The sequence below is a fragment of the Variovorax sp. EL159 genome (assembly GCF_900100965.1).
Taxonomy (GTDB): Bacteria; Pseudomonadota; Gammaproteobacteria; order Burkholderiales; family Burkholderiaceae_C; genus Variovorax.
The window spans coordinates 1,261,589-1,279,599 of sequence record NZ_FMUJ01000001.1 but is presented as its reverse complement, the minus strand read 5'-3'; the positions used below and the strand labels follow the sequence as shown (position 1 = coordinate 1,279,599).

Below are 18,011 nucleotides of genomic sequence, written 5' to 3'. Positions count from 1 at the left end.
CCACAGGCGAAGGCTGCGGGAAAATCAGGAGGGGCAACTGCCCTCGGTTCTCGCCCGGCAAACCTTACCGCCCGGGCGAGTCGTCAATGGATGCGCGCAGTTTCCACTGAACGATCCGATCCGCAATGATTGTCTTGATGTCGCCAGAGGGTAACGCCAGGACGTACCGCCTATGCACGTCCTCGCAGAACTGCTCGAGGTCAGAAAAGCTAGTGACGTTCAGGCGCGTCGCAAGCGTCTTCGGTGCCATGCCCAGCGGCACATCGAGTCGGCGCTGGAAACGCTCGAACCATTGCGTACGCTGAGCCAATGTCGGTGCGGGTAGGGTAAGACGCAGTTGAAAACGCCGCCAGACCGCACGATCAAGCAATTCGGCGTGATTAGTCGCAGTTACTACAACGACATGGCTGGGCAGTCCGTCGATCTGCAAAAGCAACGAGCTGACAACGCGCTTGATCTCGCCAGTCTCGTGGGTGTCTCCGCGCTCCTTACCCAACGTGTCGAATTCGTCGAAGAAGAGAACGCAATGGTGTGTGCGTGCGAAGTCGAAAAGCCGTTTCAATCGGCCGCTTGTTTCGCCCAAGAAACTGCCCACCACTGCCTCGTAGCGCACTACAAAGAGCGGAATCATCAACTCGGAGGCAATGGCTTCGGCCAAGGTTGTCTTGCCGTTGCCCGGGGGGCCCGACAGCAAGATCCTGTGACGCGGCTCGAGGCCATAGGACCGGAGCAAGTCCGTGCGCTGCTGCTCTTCCACCAGTTCGCGCGTGGCGGCCTTCACTTCGTCGGCCAACAAAATGGATTCGAGCATCCGGCGGGGCTGGATCTCGTATAGCAATCCTCCATGGCCGCCGTCGAAACTGCGAATGACCTCCGGGCTTTTGGGCGGCACGGCGACCGCACGCAAGTTTTCCTCCAACCTGTCAGCTAGCAGGGTATGGCGCTTGGCGCGCTCCTCTGCCGCGATGGCTTCCACAGTCGACCGGAACATCTTCTGATCGCCTTGCGTGCCAGCGCGCACGAGGTTGACGATGAGATCGGCTCTCGGCATGTGTTTCGCCTCTTTGGGAGTTTCGAGTATAGCGGTCGGGCTGTTCGCATCACGACGTGAACAGTCGCCCGAAAATCGAAGAAGAGGCAAGAGTTCCGTACTCAAAAAACCTTGGCATTTTCTCAAAAAGTGTCTTCACTCACGACCGGCGCCATGGTTTGGGCAGGGGTAACAGCCGGAGGGCAAGTACTACGGCGTCGAGGTTCATGTACCGCCGGATCATCTTCGGATCGACGCCGCCTGTGAACGCCGCGCGATCCATTGTCGAAACCCCTGGATCGTGCTCGGCACGCCCTCTCGCGTCCTCGTGCCGCAAGTCGAGTCATCGAAGGTCCTCTGTGCTCAACCGCTTCGGGCATTGCGCCAAGTCATGAGGACCGCATCCCGTGCCGCCGCCAACACACGGCCGTCGATGCTTTGCGGCAGCGGTCTCAGACCTCGACGGCTCGAGAGGATGACGTCCGGCACACCCTAGTTTTTGCGTTCGCGGAAAGCCGGGCGAATTGGGTTAGACCACCTGGTAGATCCACACATTCCCAGCGCAATGCGAAAAGCCCCCTGTCGCAGGGATGTTTCGATTGCCAGCTCGAAGGCGCCTGCGCTAGACGTAGTTAGTGCCGAGCTTTAAGAATAGATAGAGGAGCTAGGCGCCGTTCATCCATTGATCGAAATTCTGCATCTCCTCTTGAGGAACAAATGGATTTGAAATGTATTCGCAATACTCTTCCGCCCGACTATTCTCCCCAGCCGGGCAAAAGAAATCAACCTCATACTTCTTCAATATTTCAAATGTTTTTTCATCCTCGTAAGGATCATTAATTTTCCCCAAAAGATATAGCCGGTACAGCAGAAGCCAATTTTGATCTTTAATGTACAGTGAAGTTTTGTCGATTAAAGTTTTTGCGTACTCTGCAACTCGTTCGACAGCAATCTCAAAGGCGCAGAGCATGGCGATTGCGACGCTATCTCCTGAGGAAATAACTCCAACGATTGAATCCTCTGACGGGTTGGATTTCAATCTATCCAGGTAATAAAGCGCCCAGCAAATTCCGTCAGACCTGCGATGTGCAACATTGATTGCGATGATTTTATTTAGCTTTTCAATCAAAATTTCTCGGTCATAATATTCGGAGCGAGCATCTATTTGCTCCAAGTAAGGCAAGAGAATTGGATAATGCCAAGACAAATTCAAAACATATTTAAAAACATCAGCAGCAGCTCGGTCTTTTAATCTTCTAGATATAGCCGCCACGGCGAATTTTACGATACTTCCATCAGGAGTTTCGTTATTGAGTCGCACTGCGTGATCTAAAAATTGCAGCGCATCGCTGGTATCCATGAATGCCAGCTGCCCGTCATCACGTAGCACCGGAGGGACTGCATTCATCAAATCAGCAACCCATTTCTCCTGCAGAGGTTCCGGGAGTTCGACAATTGAGGTTTTGGCTAAATTCAAGTTAAGCCGATATAGACTCAACTCCTTGCCAAGCGCAAGAATAAACTCTTGCGCACTCTCGTGCGATTCACAGAGTGCCGTGTAATCGTCAACATAACGAACAAACGAAAATCGGTCGCGCAACTTCTGATCCACAGCGGATAGTATGACCTCAACCGCGATACTTGAGGACGCAGGACCAACCGGCAATCCTGAGGTTTCGTTGCGCTTGGCCCAACGTAAAGCTTGATCAATATGGGCACTCCAATGACGGGGTCCTTTTTTAACAGCCAAGTTTAACTTGGCTATTTCGAAGCCCTGAACGGCCCATTCCAGCGAGTGGGTGTAAACAGATGCAAAACAGTTGGCGACATCAGTATGGGCTCGAAATTTTTTGCCAAAGCTTTGATCAATAGCCGCCATTGCTTTAGTTTCATGATCCTCATAGTTCATAATTAGCATCCGACCGTCATTGTGCGCCTCCACCTGAATCGCACTATTTTCGTCTTTCATCGCAGCTATTAGATTTTCGTGATTAGCCTCAAAGACCTCGAAAATTCTTGCAAACGCCAGCGGATGAATTAATCCAAGTATGCGCGAAACATTGTTATATCGAGTTGCACGATACTCAACCAAGTCGAAGCCAAGCGGTTTACGTTCATTATTGATTTTTATAGTCTCAATCAGCTTCCGGGCAACCTCAGGCGTGAATCGTCGTGTGGATATGTTGGGCGGGAGTTCTGTTGCCAATGCTTTTTGATTGGGAAAATAATTCCACCTGGTCAAGGCCTCCAAGAAATGCCGATTATCTAATCCCATTCCCACATGATCTGACCTATGGGTGATGGCGTATTCTTTCATGAGGGATGCCTACGGTTTTGTGAAAATCAAAGCCGTCATCTTCGCATGCTTCGAGGAGTTCATCTATTCACTCGCGATCAAAGATCACTGCATCCGATATAAAAAGACAGGCTCTGATCGGGAGCCGCTATATGAAGCGAGCGCACATTCGCTGCCGCCAGCTCGCCTAGCCGCACTAGCTCCTCTGGTGGCCAGGGCCCGAGCAGAAAAAAAAGCGCCCGAAGGCGCCTTGTTTGTCGTAGCCCTCTCCTGACATCAGGGCGGGGGAAACGTGGAATCGTTCACGACGGCACAATAAGCCGGAGAAGCGCCGGTTGCCATGCAGGCGGAAATCGCGGCCGCCCTCGTGTAACCCCAGTTGTACTGGGCTGTGTAATCGGCGCGAGCGCGGGCATCGGCCGCACGGCCGACTGCGTAGCTCGCTGTGCCTTGAGCGGTAGCTGCAACTTGACTCGCGCTCTGGGCAGTCTGGCCCGCCCACTCGGCCATACCCTGCGCGTTCTGAGCTCGTCCGCGGGCATCATTGATGCCACCGTAAATCGCGGCCTGGTCGATGCCTACCCCGGCGACCTGCTGGCCTCCAGTCGAATTGGCAACTTCGTACAAGATTTGGGCTTGCGCGCCAGCCGCAAAAGTAACTAGAGCCAGCATGCTGATCAATTGAGTCATCTTCATTCGGTAGCTCCTTTCGAGGTGACCGCCTCGCAGGCCTCAAAAGTAGGGGGAGGAAGCCGGGGAGATGAACCGGCCGCCTGCGGGCGGTCGGTAGTGAATGTGGCTGCCAAGGGCTGCTGCCAAACCCGCGAAAATCAACCGATCTTCGCCAACAGATCGACGGCCCGCAAATGGGTGTACCTCTTGAGCATGACGAAGCTCTTATGGCCGCTGATGCTTGAGGCCTCAATGGCGCTCATTCCTTTTTCGAAGAGACGCGAAACCCCTTCATGGCGCAAATCGTGCCATCGCAAATCGTCGATGGCCAGACGCTTCAGTACCCGTTTCCAGATCATTAAGGCAGCATTGGCCGTACACCCAAACACCCTACCGTCGATGCTGCGCGGCATGGCCTGCAGGACGGTTACGGCCTTCGACGAGAGCGGTATTTCGTGAGGGACACCTTTGTTGGCCCGCTGGTGGTACGAGCGCGGGATCGTGACCACACGCTTGCCCAAGTCGATCCACGACCAGCGCAGTTCGAAGAGCATGCCCTGGCGCAACGTGGTCTCGATGGCGAGCTCGAATGCCGGTGCAGCCCAGGAGTTATCGGACTCGGCCAACGCCGCCGCCAAGCGCTCGCGTTCGCCAGGGTGCAGGCGGCGATCGCGAGCCTTGGTGCCGGAGGGTTTCCGGATGTTCTTCAGCGGGTTCAGCAGACCTTCCCAACCCCACTCCTTTCGAGCCATTTCGAACAAATGGCTCGCGAGTTGGAGCTCCAAGCGGATAGTGTTTTCGGCCCTGCCCTGCTGACGCCTAGTATCACGGTAGGCCGCAAAGTCTGTCCCGCGCAGGGTAGCCATGTGGCGCTGCGCGAGCGGGTACTGCTGCCAGCGCTTGATACGTTGCAAGTCCCGGTCGGGATGCGCCTTTCGGCTGCTGAACTCCCGGCCGTACCGATCGAGCGCTTCAGCCAGCGTCGTGCTTTCGGCCTCTCGGTTGTCTCGGTAGGTGCCGCGATCCATATCGGACTCGACGGACCGTGCCCACGCCTGCGCTTCGGGCTTGGTGTCAAAAGTCCTCGACTGGAGTGGGTAACCGTTGCGACGGATCTGGGCGCGCCAGAACTCGCCGCGTTTGTCAAAACTTGCCATTGCTCCTTGCCTTTCCGAGACATGGAGCCGGAGTTTCGGTGTGCCAATTTTGTGCCAAACCCGCGAAAAACGGACTGGACAGACACCGCGCCTATATCCCGGTCACCAAAGAAAAACGGCCGAAACCCGCATGGATGCTGAGTTTCGACCGATTCAATGTGTTGGTAGGACGTACTGGATTCGAACCAGTGACCAACGGATTAAAAGTCCGCTGCTCTACCAACTGAGCTAACGTCCCGGAACCATTTTTTGTTTCTTGCTGGCGTTGAATCCAGCAAAGCCAAAGATTATAGCGTGGCGTTGCCCGCAATTTTGTCGAGAACCCAACCTGCCGCACATTGACCGAAAGTTGCCGTCACGCTGACCACCGAACCATAGCCGTGGCAGTTGAGAGAACCATCGCCTTCGATCGCGCATGAAGCGTCGGGTGGCGCCACGCTTTCGCGGCTGAAGACGCAGGTCACGCCGATCTTGCGGCCTTCGCGCGGCGCGCCATGCGACTTGCGCAGACGCTGGCGAAGCTGGGCGAGCAACGGGTCGTGCGTGACGAGCGACAGGTCGTCGATGTCGACCTTGTGTGCCTGTCGCTTGCCCCCCGCCGCACCGACGGTGACGAACGCCGTGCGCGAGGCACGCGCCCATGCCGCCATCGCGAGCTTGGCCTTCACCTGGTCGCACGCATCGATGACCGCCGTTGCAGGCCCGTTCGCGGCCTGCGCCGCGTCGAGCAGCGTGGTCCAGTTGTCGGGCTCGACGAATTCGTCGATGGCCAGCACCTTGCACTCGGGGTTGATCTGCGCAATGCGCTCGCGCATGGCTTCGACCTTGGCTTGCCCCACGGTCGAATCGAGCGCGTGGATCTGCCGGTTGATGTTCGACTCCGACACATGGTCGAGGTCGACCAGCGTCAACCGCCCCACGCCGCTGCGCGCCAGTGCCTCGACCGCCCACGAACCCACGCCGCCGATGCCGACGACCAGCACATGGGCGTTGCGGATGCCTGCGGCACCGGCCACGCCGTACAGCCGTTCGAGGCCGCCGAAGCGGCGCGCAAAGTCAGGCGCCGCGGTGTCGGTGACGACATCCGCGGCGGTTGCTGGGGTGAACGCTTCAGGAGTGATGGTGCTCAAGCGGAAAGCTCCGCTGCCGGCATCAGCGCAGGCGCGAAAGGCGCTCGCGGCCGGCCTGTGCAGCTTCGGACTGCGGGTAGGCCTTGGTCAGGTCTTCCAGCGTGCGGCGCGCGGCACGCGTGTCCTTCAGTTCGATCTGGCAGTTCGCGATCGACAGCACGGCCTCGGGGGCCTTGGCATGGTCGGGCGCGAGCGACAGCATCGAGCGGAAGTTGGCGATGGCCTCGTTGTAGTTGCGCGTGGCGTACTGCGCATTGCCAAGCCAGAACAGCGCCGAAGCGTTGTAGCCGCTTTGCGGGTAGCGCTTGACGAACTCGGCAAACGCCGTCTGCGCCTGCGCGAACTGGCCGGCACGGAAGACGCCGAGCGCGGCATCGAAATCGGCCTTTTCCTTGGGATCGGCGTTGAACTCGCGGCCGTCCACGGACACCTTCGACGGCTCGGTCTGCTTGAGCTTGTCGTCGATGGTGGTCTGGCGCGACTGCATTTCGCTCAGCGTGCGCGTGAGCTGTTCGTTCTGCCCGGTCATGCGGGCCAGGTCGCCGCGCATCTGCTCGATCTGGCTTTGCAGATCGAGCAGGCTGCGACGCAGCTGGCCGTTTTCGTCGGTCAGCCGCTGATCGGTCTGCTGGCGCATGGTCTCGACGCGCTGCCGCAGGTCGAGGATGGCCTTGCGGGCCTCGTCATCCTCGAACAGTGCGGCTTGCGACCCGACCGAGACGCAAAGCAAGGCGGCAGCCAGCGCCGCGCCTCGCAACACAGCGCGTTGCATCACCGGGTGTAGCGGATTTCGGCGCGGCGGTTTTGTGCCCACACCTCTTCACCCGAGCCCTGCACGGCCGGCTTTTCCTTGCCGAAGCTCACGGCTTCGATCTGGCTGTCGCTCACGCCAAGCAGCGTGAGCGCGCGGCGCACGGCTTCGGAACGCTTCTGGCCCAGCGCCAGGTTGTATTCGCGGCCGCCACGTTCGTCGGTGTGACCTTCGATCGAGACGCGACGCTGCGGATTCTGCTTGAGGAAGCGCGCATGGCCATCGATGATCGACTGGAACTCGGGCTTGACCGTGTAGCTGTCGTAATCAAAGTAGACGATGCGTTCCACGCCCATCGGACCTTGCGCGGTGCCGGCGTTCGGATCGATGGTGACGGGTGCCACGGTGGTGGCGCCTTGCTGGCCGCCAGGTGTGCCGGAGCGGTCGGTCACCGGCGTTTCGTTGAGCTTGGTGCCCGACGAACAACCGGCGATCAGTGCCACGATAGCCAGCGAATAAATCGTACGTTTCAACATTTTCGAACTCCTCAAGTAAACCTGGTCATTGCTTCTGAAACGGACCCCAGTCCGGTTCTCTTATGTCCCCCGCCTGTCCCGCGAGTCGTGCCTTTATTTTTCCATCGAGCGTGCTCGTCATGAGCGCCTCGCGGCCCTGCAGATGCGTGGCGTAGACGATCAGCTTGCTGTTGGGAGCAAAACTCGGGCTCTCGTCGGCGGTGGTGTCGGTGATGGACGCGACATTGCCGGTCGCCAGCTCCATCACCTGGAGCTTGAACGCGCCGCCGATCCGCGAGATGTAGGCCAACCACCGGCCATCGCCGCTGACAGCCGGAGAAATGTTGTAGGTGCCGCTGAAGGTGACCCGCGTCGGGTTGCCGCCGCTGGCACTCATCTTGTAGATCTGCGGCGCACCGCCGCGGTCGCTCACGAAATAGATCGTGCTGCCGTCGGCCGAATAGGCCGGCTCGGTGTCGATGCTGGAGCTCTGGGTCAGGCGGCGCGGTTCGCCGCCCGTGGCCGGAATGCTGAACAGTTGCGAGCCGCCATCGCGGCTGAGCGTGACGGCCAGCGAATTGCCATCGGGTGCCCAGGCCGGCGCGCTGTTGGAGCCCTTGAAGTTCGCGAGCAGGCGGCGCTGGCCGCTGGCCACGTTGTGCACGTACACGACCGGCTTGCGCGACTCGAAGGACACATACGCCAGTTGCTGGCCGTTCGACGACCAGCAGGGCGAGATGATGGGTTCGGGGCTGGCGAGCGCAGCCTGTGCGTTCTCGCCATCGGCGTCGGCCACCCAGAGCGAGTAGCGGCTGCCGGCCTTGGTGACGTAGGCGATGCGGGTCGAGAAGATGCCTTTTTCGCCGGTCAGCTTTTCATAGACGTAGTCGGCGATGCGGTGCGAGGCAAGGCGCAGGTCACCCTGGGGCACGGTGTAGCTCTGGCCGCCCAGGTCCTGGCCCTTCACCACGTCCCACAGACGGAAGCGCACATCGAAGCGGCCATCGGCCAGCCTGCTGACGCTGCCCACCACGAGCGAATCGGCCGTTCGCTGGCGCCACAGCGACAGGTCGGGGCGCGAGGCCTCGTCCAGCGCCTGGCCCGAGGCGTCGACGCCGCGGAACTGGCCGCTGCGTTCGAGGTCGGCCTGGACAATGTCCGAAATCTTCTGGGGCGAGCTTTCCTGGCCCTTGAACGGAACGAGCGCAATCGGCAGCTGCGTCAACCCGACGCCCGACACCTCGACCCGGAACTGGGCCAGCGCAGGAAGCATGGGAGTGGCAGCAAGAGCCGCAATGAGGGTGCGGCGTGCAAATAGCGATGAAGAAGGAGTTGGGATAGAGACTGGCAACGGCTTGTTCATGCGGTTCGGAGAGGTTTCCGGAGAAAAAGTTTCTGCCCGGCGTAACGGGCCACATGTTACACACTGGCTCGGCGACGCCGTCACAAAACGTTTATCCGGCGGTGCGGTCCTACAGAATCACTCAAGGAAGCCCGGAATGGGGCCGCCCGTAGAATCCGCCGCCATGCAAGCATCCCCCGGCGGCGAGAACGCGCGCCCTCCCCTGATGCGCCGTCTGGCGCGACTCATGACCTGGTTTGGCGGCTCTCGCCAGTGGTGGACAGCCGGCCTGATCGGTGCACTGATGGCGGCCATTACCGAGCCGCTGATGGCCGCCCTTCTCAAGCCTTTGCTCGACCGTGGCTTCAACCGCGGCCAGCTCGCGCTGTGGATAGTGCCGGCGGCCGTGCTGCTGCTGTTCGCGGTGCGCGGCATCGCCCAGTTCATTTCCCAATACGCCCTCTCGCGCATCGCCAACGAAGGCATGCAACGGCTGCGGCGCGTGCTGTTCGAGCGGCTGATGGGCGCCGAGCTGGCGCTCTTCACGCGCCAGTCGGCCAGCGCCCTGTCGAACACGGTGGTCTACGAGGTGCAGACCGGCGCGATGCTGCTGGTGCAGGCGCTGCTCGGCCTCACGCGCGACGGCTTCACGCTGATCGCGCTGCTCGCCTATCTGGTCTACCTGAACTGGAAGCTCACGCTGATCGTGGCCTTTCTCGTGCCCAGCATCTCCTGGATCATGAAGGTGTTCTCCAAGCGCCTGTACCGCCTCACGCAGCAGGGCCAGCAGGCGACGGATGAACTGGCCTACGTGGTGGAAGAGAACGTGCTCGCGCACCGCGTGGTGCGCCTTCATGGTGCCGAAGCGGCGCAGAGCCAGCGCTTCGAAAAGCTCAGCCAGCGCCTGAACCGCCTGGCCGTCAAATCGACCATCGCCCAGGCCGCCACCACGCCGCTCACGCAGATGATGGCGTCGCTGGCGCTGTCGGTCGTGGTGATGATCGCGCTCTGGCAGAGCGGCGAACAAGGCCTGACCGTGGGCGGCTTCGTTGCCTACATCACGGCCATGCTGATGCTGATCGCGCCGATCCGCCGGCTCGCCGACATGGCCGCCCCGATCACGCGCGGCCTCGCGGCCCTCGAACGCGGGCTGATACTGATCGACGAAGTGGCGCCGGAGTCGCAAGGCAGCTTCAGCCTAGAACACGCAGCCGGCCGCATCGAGCTGCGCAACGTGCGCGTCAGCTACCGCGGCGACGACGAACAACGAGCCCTCGACGGTGTGAGCCTGACCATCGAACCCGGCCAGGTGGTGGCCTTCGTCGGGCCCTCGGGTTCAGGCAAGACCACGCTGGTCAACCTGCTGCCCCGCTTCGTGCAGCCGAGCGACGGCCAGGTGCTGCTCGACGGGCATGACACCAGCGAATGGCAATTGAAGAGCCTGCGCGCGCAGTTCGCGATGGTGAGCCAGGACGTGGTCATGCTCAACGAGACCCTCGCGGCCAACGTGGCGCTGGGCTCGGAGATCGATCGCGAACGCGTGCTCGAATGCATTGCCGCCGCCAACCTGAGCAGCCACGTCGACAGCCTGCCCGAGGGCATCGACACCGTGCTGGGCCACAACGCCACCCAGCTGTCCGGCGGCCAGCGCCAGCGCCTCGCCATCGCGCGTGCGCTCTACAAGAACGCGCCGGTACTGCTGCTCGACGAGGCCACATCGGCCCTGGACACCGAATCCGAACGGCTGGTGCAGGACGCGCTGCAGCGCCTGATGCAGAACCGCACCACGCTGATCGTGGCCCACCGCCTGTCGACCATCCAGCACGCCGACCGCATCATCGTGATGGAGCAAGGCCGCATTGCCGAGCAAGGCAGCCATGAGCAACTGATGGCGCTGGACGGCCTCTACGCGCGGCTGCAGACGCTGGCAGTGCGCAGCGCCCCGCCGGGGCAAGACCCGACGCTGTAGGGCCTGTTCACACTACACAGGGGGTCGCGTTGCTCCGCCAAGGGGCTGGCTGCAAGGCGCCCGGGCGCGGCAGGGCTGGCGCCTTGCAAGCGCGGGCAACGCCGCAGACGGCCCCTTGGCGAAGCAACCCGAAGGGAAGCTCGCCACAGCCCGCCCCTCGGCGTTGCGCTCCTTGTGCGTGCGGACGCACGCACGGCGTCACGCGCCTTGATGGGCGGGCTGTGGCGAGCTTCGCGACCCCTTGTGTAGTGTGAACAGGCCCTAATCAAAGCAGCACGATGTCGTACTGGCCCTGCCCGATGGCGGGCTCGGACTGCAGCGAGATCGGCTTGCCGATGAAGTCGCTCAACCCCGCCAGGTGCTGGCTCTCTTCGTCGAGGAACAGCTCGATCACCTGTGGCGACGACACGATGCGGAACTCGCGCGGCGTGAACTGCCGCGCCTCGCGCAGGATCTCGCGCATCACGTCGTAGGCCACGCTGCGCGCGGTCTTGACGATGCCCTGCCCGCCACAGGCCGCGCAGGGCTCGCACAACATGTGGGCCAGCGATTCGCGCGTGCGCTTGCGGGTCATTTCCACCAGACCGAGCTGCGAGAAGCCGCCGGCCGTGGTCTTCACCCGGTCGCGCGCGAGTTGCTTGCGGAATTCGGCCAGCACCTGCTCACGGTGGTCGTCGCGGCCCATGTCGATGAAGTCCACGATGATGATCCCGCCCAGGTTGCGCAGCCGCAATTGCCGTGCAATCGCCTGCGCCGCTTCGAGGTTGGTCTTGAAGATCGTGTCGTCGAAATTTCGCGCGCCGACAAAGCCGCCGGTGTTCACGTCCACCGTGGTCAGGGCCTCGGTCTGGTCGACCACGAGGTAGCCGCCCGACTTGAGTTCGACCCGGCGGCCCAGCGCCTTGGCGATTTCCTCGTCGACCGAGTACAGGTCGAAGATCGGCCGCTCGCCCTTGTAGTGCTGCAGCTTGCCGGCCGCCTGCGGCATGAATTCGAGGCCGAACTTCAGCAGCACCTCGAACTGCTCGCGCGAGTCGATGCGGATGGTCTGCGTGTCTTCGCTGGTCATGTCGCGCAGCACGCGCTGCAGCAGGCTCAGGTCTTGATGCAGCAACGACATCGCCGGCAACTTGCTGGACGATTCGCGAATGCGCGACCAGGTCTTGCGCAGGTAGGCGATGTCTTCGGCCAGCTCGGCGTCGGAAGAGTCTTCGCCGTTGGTGCGCAGGATGAAGCCGCCGGTGTTGGCCGGCACCACGCCGCCGCTGTCGGCAGCCGCGGCCGCCTCGATCAGCGCCAGCATGCGCGTGCGCAGCGACTCGCGCTGGTCCGAAGGAATCTTCTGCGACACGCCGATGTGGTTGTCCTGCGGCAGGAACACCAGCAGCCGGCCGGCGATGCTGATCTGCGTGGACAGCCGCGCACCCTTGGTGCCGATCGGGTCCTTGATGACCTGCACCAGAAGCGACTGGCCCTCGAACACCTGCTTTTCAATCGGCACGATCGGGCCGCCGTTGCGGTGGTCGCGCTCGGGCACCGGCGCGCTGGGCCGCGAGCCCGGCGTGAACGGCGCGACGATGTCGGCCACGTGCAGGAAGGCCGTGCGCTCCAGGCCGATGTCGATGAAGGCCGACTGCATGCCCGGCAGCACGCGCGAGACCTTGCCCAGGTAGATGTTGCCGACCAGCCCGCGCTCCAGCGTGCGTTCGACGTGCAGCTCTTGCACCGCGCCGTGCTCGACCAGCGCCACACGGGTCTCTTGCGGTGACCAGTTGATCAGTATGTCTTGCATGAGGTCTTAAGTAGTGAAACCGGCGCGCTGAAGCAGCTGCGCGGTCTCGAACATGGGGAGTCCCATGATGCCCGAATAGGACCCGCTGATGTGCTCGATGAACGCTGCCGCCGCGCCCTGGATGGCATAGGCACCGGCCTTGCCGAGCGGCTCCCCGCTATCGGCATAACGGGCGATCTGTGCCTCGGTGATCTGGGCGAAGCGCACGCGCGAAACGCTGAGCGCCGCATGGCGCTGCGTGCCGTGCTGCAGGGCCACGGCCGTCAACACGCGGTGCGTGGCGCCCGACAGCTGGGCGAGCATGCGCGCGGCATCGGCCGTGTCCTCGGGCTTGCCGAGGATGGTGCGGCCCAGCGCGACCGTGGTGTCGGCACACAGCACCGGCGCATCGGCCAGCCCGCGACGCTTGAGCCGGGCCACGGCGGCATCGAGCTTGAGCGCCGTGACGCGCTGCACATACGTTGCAGGCGCCTCGCCGGGCAATACCGCCTCGAGCAATTCGGCGTCTTCGCTGGCATCGGCCAGCAGCAATGCATGCTGAATGCCGAGTTGGCCGAGCAGTTGGGCGCGGCGCGGGCTTTGCGAAGCGAGGTAGATGAAGTCCGGCAAGTTCAGTTCTCCTGGAGAGCCGGCGACGCAGGTTGTGCGCCGGCCACGGTGCGATTCCAGACCAGTCCGTGCGGCAGGCGTTCGGGTCCGAAGAGGAAGTGAAGGACGCGACGGCGAACCGGCGAACGCGCACGGGAGGACGCGTGCAGCAGCAGCGGGCGCATCAGCAACGCGTCGCCGCGTGCGGCCGTGCATATCGCCTCGCCACGGTTGGCGCGCATCGCCTGTGCCTGGGTGTCATCGAGGCGGCCCGCCCGGTGGCTCCCCGGAACGACGCGCAAAGGGCCGGCATCGGCGCCGCAATCGTCCAGGTGCACGCGTACGGCGAGCAGCGACTGCAGCACGTCGACCGGTGGCTGCACGTAGGGCTCGCCTTCTTTCACGACAGCAGGCGTGCCAGGGCCCGAGGCGGGAATCGAGGTGTCCTGATGCAGCGCGACCAGCCAGTTCCTGTCGGCCGTCTTGTCGAACAGCGTGCACTGCACGGCCACCGACGACGCGTCGAGCAGATTCATGTCGACGAGCTGCACTTTGAGGTGATTCGCCATTTCGTGGCACTGCGGCTGGGCCAGCAAATTGCGGCTGCCGGCCGCCTGCCCCAGCGTGGACTCGAACGACTGTGCGGTCTGGAGCAAAAGATCCGCCGGCAGGAGCGCCGGCAACAGCGCGTAGCCCGCCTCGTCGAGCATCGCAGCCCGACTGTTGGCGCTCGTCATTCGCGGTGGTACGGATGACCTGCGTTCACCGACCAGGCCCGATACAACTGCTCGACCAGCAGCACCCGCGCCATCGCATGTGGCAGCGTCAGATCAGACAAGCGGATGCGTTCGTGCGCCGCGGCCTTGAAGGCAGGGTCGAGCCCGTCCGGGCCGCCGATGACCAGGGCCACGTCGTCGCCCTCGCCTTGCCAGGCCTGCAGCCGTGCCGCCAGCGCCTTGGTGGTGAGCGACGTGCCGCGCTCATCGAGCACGACGATGCGCATGCCCCGGGCGATGGCACCCTCGATGCGCTCGCGCTCGGCGGCATAGAGGGTTTCCAGCGACTTGGAGCCGCGCGGCTCGGTCTTGACGGCGCGCAGCTCGAGCTTGAGCTCGGATGGGAAGCGCTTGGCGTAGTCGTCCCAGGCAGTCTGCGCCCAATCGGGCATGCGCTGCCCGACGGCGACCACCAGCAGCTTCATGGACGGCGCGGAGCCGCCTTGCGCGCGGGCGCCTTCTTCGCGGCCGTTTTTGCAGCCGTCTTCGCTGCTGGCTTCTTGGCCGCCGGCTTGCCGACGACCTTCACCGGCACGCGTGCGGTGGTGGCGGTCTTCTTGGCAGGAGCTTTCTTGGCGGCCGTCTTCTTGGCGGGCGCGCGGCTGGCCTTCTCGGCCTTGGCTTCCTGCTCGGCCGCGCGGATGGCGGTCTTGGCAGCGCTCGCGCGACGCAGGTTCGGCATCTTGGCTGCGACGGGCTTCTTCTCTTCGCTCACCTTCGATGCCGTAGCAGCGGCAGGCTTGGCACCGCCGAGCTTGGCGCGCACCGGCTTGTCGCCCCAGATCTCTTCGAGGTGGTAGTACTGGCGGATGGCGGGCTGCATGATGTGCGCCACGGCCGCGCCGCAGTCCACGATGATCCACTCGCCGTTTTCCTCGCCCTCGATGCGCGGCTTGCCGAAGCCGGCGTCGCGCACTGCGTCGCGCACGCTGGCGGCCAGCGCCTTGGTCTGGCGGTTCGAGGTGCCCGACGCCACGATCACGCGCTCGAACAGCGGCGAAAGATGTTCTGTGTCGAATACCTGAATGTCCTGCGCCTTGACGTCTTCGAGTCCATCGATGATGGCTCGCTGGAGTTTCTGGGTGTCTTTCTTGGCGGCGGCTTCAGTGGTCATCAGGCAGAGCGGTAGAGGTGGTGTTGGTCAATATAGCGTGCAACGGTGGGCGGAACCAGCGAGGAAATATCCTCGCCGAGTGCTGCGCGCCGCCGAATCTCGGTGGCGCTGGTGTCCATGGCCGGCAGTTCCAGCGCCTCGAAACGCGCGCCAGCCGGGAGGCCGGGCAGCATTTTCGGATCAAAACGAGCAATGTCGCCCGTCGATAGTGCGCGATACGCTACAGAAACGATAGCAATGCCGAGTATAGCCTGCCAGCCGTGCCAGGTCGGCAAGGCACCCGCCTGGTCCGCGCCCATGATCAGAACGAGCTGTGCGCCCGGTTGCTCCTGCTGCAGCTCGTGCAGGGTGTCGAGCGTGTAGGTGGGGCCGTCGCGCAACACTTCGCGGCTGTCGATGACGACGGTGCCCTTCAGGCCGGCGAAGGCCAGGCGCGTCATGGCGAGGCGGTCTTGTTTCGGCGTCAGCGCGCGGCTCTTGTGCCAGGCCTGCCCCGTGGGAATGACGTGCAGCTCGGCCAGGTCGAGCTGTGCAAGCGCGGCTTCGGCCAGTGCCACGTGCGCGTTGTGCGGCGGATCGAAAGCGCCGCCGAAAACGCCGATGCGCACAGCCTTGCCGGAGGGATTCACAACCAGTCGCGCCGCACGATGAAGTCGCTGTACAGCGCGGCTTCGGGGCTGCCCGCTTCGGGCTGCTGCTGGTAGGCCCAGCTTGCCAGCGGCGGCATCGACAGCAGGATCGATTCGGTGCGCCCGCCCGACTGCAGGCCGAAGTGCGTGCCGCGGTCCCACACGAGGTTGAACTCGACGTAGCGCCCACGCCGATAGAGCTGGAAATTGCGCTCGCGCTCGCCGTACGCCGTGTCGCGACGCCGCTCGACGATGGGCAGGTAGGCCGGCAGAAAGCCGTCGCCGACCGAGCGGATCATCGCGAAGCCGTTCTCGAAGCCCCCTTCGGAAAAGTCGTCGAAGAAGATGCCGCCGACACCGCGCTGCTCGTTGCGGTGCTTCAGGAAGAAATACTCGTCGCACCAGGTCTTGAAGCGCGGGTACTTGTCGTCACCGAAGGGCGCGAGAGCATCGCGGCACACGGTGTGGAAATGCACCGCGTCTTCTTCGAAGCCGTAGCAAGGCGTGAGGTCCATGCCGCCACCGAACCAGCACACGGGTTCGCTGTCTTTCGGCAGTGCAGCCAGCATGCGCACGTTCATGTGAACGATCGGCACGTAAGGGTTGCGCGGATGGAACACCAGCGACACACCCATCGCTTCGAAGGGCGCGCCTGCAAGCTCGGGCCGGTTCTGCGTGGCCGAGGGCGGCAGCTTCGGCCCGCGCACCTGCGAGAAGCCGCAGCCCGCGCGCTCGAACAGCGCACCGCCTTCGAGGATGCAGGTCAGGCCGTGGCCCTGCAGCGGTTCGCCGGGCGCCTTCTGCCAGGCGTCGCGCACACAGGTGCCGCCATCGGCTTTTTCCACCGCCGAAATGATCGACTGCTGCAGTCCGCGCAGATACTCGCCGACCGCTGCCGGGTTGGTTTGCTGCATCAAGCGTGGGGGTTGTTGCGCGTGTGAAGCGCGCGGTATCCGATGTCCTTGCGGTACTGGGCGCCGTCGAACCGGACACGCGCCGCCACCTCGTAGACCCGCTGCTGCGCGAGCTTCACGCTGTCGGCCAGCACCGTCACGCAAAGCACGCGGCCGCCGCTGGTCTTGAGCTCGCCGTCCTGCATGGTCGTTCCGGCATGGAACACCACGGCGTCGGGGGCTTCGGGCGGAATGCCGGTGATGCGGTCGCCCTTGCGTGGCGAGAGCGGGTAGCCGTGCGCGGCCATCACCACGCCGAGCGCGACACGGCGGTCCCACTGCAGCTCGACCTGGTCGAGCGTGCCGTCGGTGGCGTGCCAGAACACCTCGAACAGATCGGACTTGAGCCGCATCATGATCGGCTGCGTTTCGGGGTCGCCCATGCGGCAGTTGAATTCGAGCGTCTTGGGATGGCCTGCCGCGTCGATCATCAAGCCGGCGTACAGGAAGCCGGTATACGGAATGCCATCTTTCTCCATGCCGCGAATGGTCGGCAGGATGATCTCGCGCATGGCGCGTGCATGCACCTCGGCCGTGACCACGGGCGCGGGCGAATACGCGCCCATGCCGCCGGTGTTGGGGCCTTCGTCGCCGTCGAGCAGGCGCTTGTGGTCCTGGCTGGTGGCCAGCGCGGTGACGTTCTTGCCGTCGCACAGCACGATGAAGCTGGCTTCTTCGCCCTGCAGGAATTCTTCGATGACGACGCGGGCGCCGCCTTCGTTGTGCGACACGCCGAACTTGTTGTCGACCAGCATGAAGTCGACGGCCTCGTGAGCCTCTTGTGCGGTCATGGCAACGACCACGCCCTTGCCGGCGGCCAGGCCGTCGGCCTTGACGACGATCGGCGCGCCCTTGGCGTCGATGTACGCATGCGCCGCGGCGGCATCGGTGAACGCCTCGTACTCGGCAGTCGGGATCTTGTGGCGCTTCATGAACGCCTTCGAGAAGGCCTTGGAGCTTTCGAGCTGCGCGGCCGCTTGCGTGGGCCCGAAGATGCGCAGGCCGTGCGCGCGGAACTCGTCCACCACGCCCGCCGCCAGCGGTGCTTCGGGGCCGACCACGGTCAGCGCGATCTTTTCCGCCATCGCCCATTCGCGCAGCGCGACGGGCTCGGTGATGTCGATGCAGTCGTAGCGTTCGTCGCTCACGGTGCCGCCATTGCCCGGCGCCACGTACACGCGGCTGACCCGGTTGGCCTGCGCCAGCCGCCACGCCAATGCGTGCTCACGGCCCCCTCCCCCAATTACCAGTACCTTCATTCGCGGGCCTTCTTCATTCGCTGTAAATCAATCATTCA

18 protein-coding genes and 1 tRNA gene are annotated in these 18,011 nt (G+C 63.1%); 2 read left to right on the top strand and 17 right to left on the bottom strand.

Annotation, left to right across the window (positions count from 1 at the left end):
* Positions 1-64 precede the first annotated feature (64 nt).
* Both BLQ28_RS06035 and drt4 read right to left on the bottom strand, forming a co-directional pair.
* The gene (locus BLQ28_RS06035) at positions 65-1,051 is read right to left on the bottom strand and encodes an AAA family ATPase (RefSeq protein ID WP_093237602.1); all 987 of its coding nucleotides are present in this window, start codon (positions 1,049-1,051) and stop codon (positions 65-67) included.
* A 643-nt stretch (positions 1,052-1,694) separates the two neighbouring features.
* The gene (drt4, locus tag BLQ28_RS06030; RefSeq protein WP_093237601.1) at positions 1,695-3,347 is read right to left on the bottom strand and encodes an antiviral reverse transcriptase Drt4; all 1,653 of its coding nucleotides are present in this window, start codon (positions 3,345-3,347) and stop codon (positions 1,695-1,697) included.
* Between drt4 and BLQ28_RS32490 the strand changes: the two genes are divergently transcribed.
* Positions 3,346-3,600, top strand: a complete 255-nt coding sequence (locus BLQ28_RS32490) for a hypothetical protein (RefSeq protein ID WP_143012425.1) — start codon at positions 3,346-3,348, stop codon at positions 3,598-3,600. The genes drt4 and BLQ28_RS32490 overlap by 2 nt on opposite strands.
* Before the next feature lie 2 nt (positions 3,601-3,602).
* On the opposite strand, the gene BLQ28_RS06025 is transcribed toward BLQ28_RS32490, so the two are convergent.
* From BLQ28_RS06025 to tolB, 7 genes are all read right to left on the bottom strand, one after another.
* Positions 3,603-4,022 (bottom strand): hypothetical protein, encoded by a 420-nt coding sequence (locus BLQ28_RS06025; RefSeq protein ID WP_093237600.1) that lies wholly within the window; start codon positions 4,020-4,022, stop codon positions 3,603-3,605.
* 134 nt (positions 4,023-4,156) lie between these two features.
* Positions 4,157-5,155: an integrase gene (locus BLQ28_RS06020; RefSeq protein ID WP_093237599.1), complete on the bottom strand. Its 999-nt coding sequence runs from the start codon at positions 5,153-5,155 to the stop codon at positions 4,157-4,159.
* 162 nt (positions 5,156-5,317) lie between these two features.
* Positions 5,318-5,393 (bottom strand) — tRNA-Lys (locus BLQ28_RS06015).
* A gap of 49 nt (positions 5,394-5,442) precedes the next feature.
* Positions 5,443-6,285, bottom strand: coding sequence for a tRNA threonylcarbamoyladenosine dehydratase (locus tag BLQ28_RS06010; protein WP_093237598.1), 843 nt, complete (start codon positions 6,283-6,285; stop codon positions 5,443-5,445).
* A gap of 22 nt (positions 6,286-6,307) precedes the next feature.
* The gene (gene ybgF / locus BLQ28_RS06005; RefSeq protein WP_093237597.1) at positions 6,308-7,057 is read right to left on the bottom strand and encodes a tol-pal system protein YbgF; all 750 of its coding nucleotides are present in this window, start codon (positions 7,055-7,057) and stop codon (positions 6,308-6,310) included.
* Complete coding sequence (gene pal / locus BLQ28_RS06000) at positions 7,057-7,572, bottom strand: peptidoglycan-associated lipoprotein Pal (RefSeq protein WP_093237596.1); 516 nt, start codon at positions 7,570-7,572, stop codon at positions 7,057-7,059. The genes ybgF and pal overlap by 1 nt, the downstream gene beginning before the upstream one ends.
* Positions 7,573-7,597: 25 nt before the next feature.
* Positions 7,598-8,824: a Tol-Pal system beta propeller repeat protein TolB gene (gene tolB / locus BLQ28_RS05995; RefSeq protein ID WP_218121900.1), complete on the bottom strand. Its 1,227-nt coding sequence runs from the start codon at positions 8,822-8,824 to the stop codon at positions 7,598-7,600.
* A gap of 253 nt (positions 8,825-9,077) precedes the next feature.
* Here tolB and msbA point away from each other — a divergent pair, with 253 nt between their 5' ends.
* A complete protein-coding gene (gene msbA, locus BLQ28_RS05990) occupies positions 9,078-10,862 on the top strand; it encodes a lipid A export permease/ATP-binding protein MsbA (RefSeq protein ID WP_093237594.1) in 1,785 nt (594 codons plus the stop codon).
* A gap of 265 nt (positions 10,863-11,127) precedes the next feature.
* On the opposite strand, the gene rng is transcribed toward msbA, so the two are convergent.
* The 8 genes from rng to purD are packed head-to-tail and all read right to left on the bottom strand — an operon-like array spanning position 11,128 to position 17,973.
* Positions 11,128-12,654, bottom strand: coding sequence for a ribonuclease G (rng, locus tag BLQ28_RS05985; protein WP_093237593.1), 1,527 nt, complete (start codon positions 12,652-12,654; stop codon positions 11,128-11,130).
* Positions 12,655-12,660: 6 nt separating this feature from the next.
* Entirely contained in the window at positions 12,661-13,263 is a 603-nt protein-coding gene (locus BLQ28_RS05980; RefSeq protein ID WP_093237592.1) for a Maf family protein, read from the bottom strand.
* Positions 13,264-13,265: 2 nt separating this feature from the next.
* The gene (locus BLQ28_RS05975; protein WP_256327179.1) at positions 13,266-13,979 is read right to left on the bottom strand and encodes a phytanoyl-CoA dioxygenase family protein; all 714 of its coding nucleotides are present in this window, start codon (positions 13,977-13,979) and stop codon (positions 13,266-13,268) included.
* Positions 13,976-14,443 carry a 23S rRNA (pseudouridine(1915)-N(3))-methyltransferase RlmH gene (rlmH, locus tag BLQ28_RS05970; protein WP_093237590.1) on the bottom strand — a complete coding sequence of 156 codons (468 nt, stop codon included), beginning with the start codon at positions 14,441-14,443 and terminating at the stop codon, positions 13,976-13,978. The genes BLQ28_RS05975 and rlmH overlap by 4 nt, the downstream gene beginning before the upstream one ends.
* Complete coding sequence (gene rsfS / locus BLQ28_RS05965) at positions 14,440-15,132, bottom strand: ribosome silencing factor (protein ID WP_093237589.1); 693 nt, start codon at positions 15,130-15,132, stop codon at positions 14,440-14,442. Before rsfS ends, rlmH begins: the two co-directional genes overlap by 4 nt.
* Positions 15,132-15,761: a nicotinate (nicotinamide) nucleotide adenylyltransferase gene (gene nadD, locus BLQ28_RS05960; protein WP_093237588.1), complete on the bottom strand. Its 630-nt coding sequence runs from the start codon at positions 15,759-15,761 to the stop codon at positions 15,132-15,134. The genes rsfS and nadD overlap by 1 nt, the downstream gene beginning before the upstream one ends.
* Positions 15,758-16,675 (bottom strand): oxygen-dependent coproporphyrinogen oxidase, encoded by a 918-nt coding sequence (gene hemF / locus BLQ28_RS05955; RefSeq protein WP_093237587.1) that lies wholly within the window; start codon positions 16,673-16,675, stop codon positions 15,758-15,760. The genes nadD and hemF overlap by 4 nt, the downstream gene beginning before the upstream one ends.
* A complete protein-coding gene (purD, locus tag BLQ28_RS05950) occupies positions 16,675-17,973 on the bottom strand; it encodes a phosphoribosylamine--glycine ligase (RefSeq protein ID WP_093237586.1) in 1,299 nt (432 codons plus the stop codon). Before purD ends, hemF begins: the two co-directional genes overlap by 1 nt.
* Positions 17,974-18,011 lie beyond the last annotated feature (38 nt).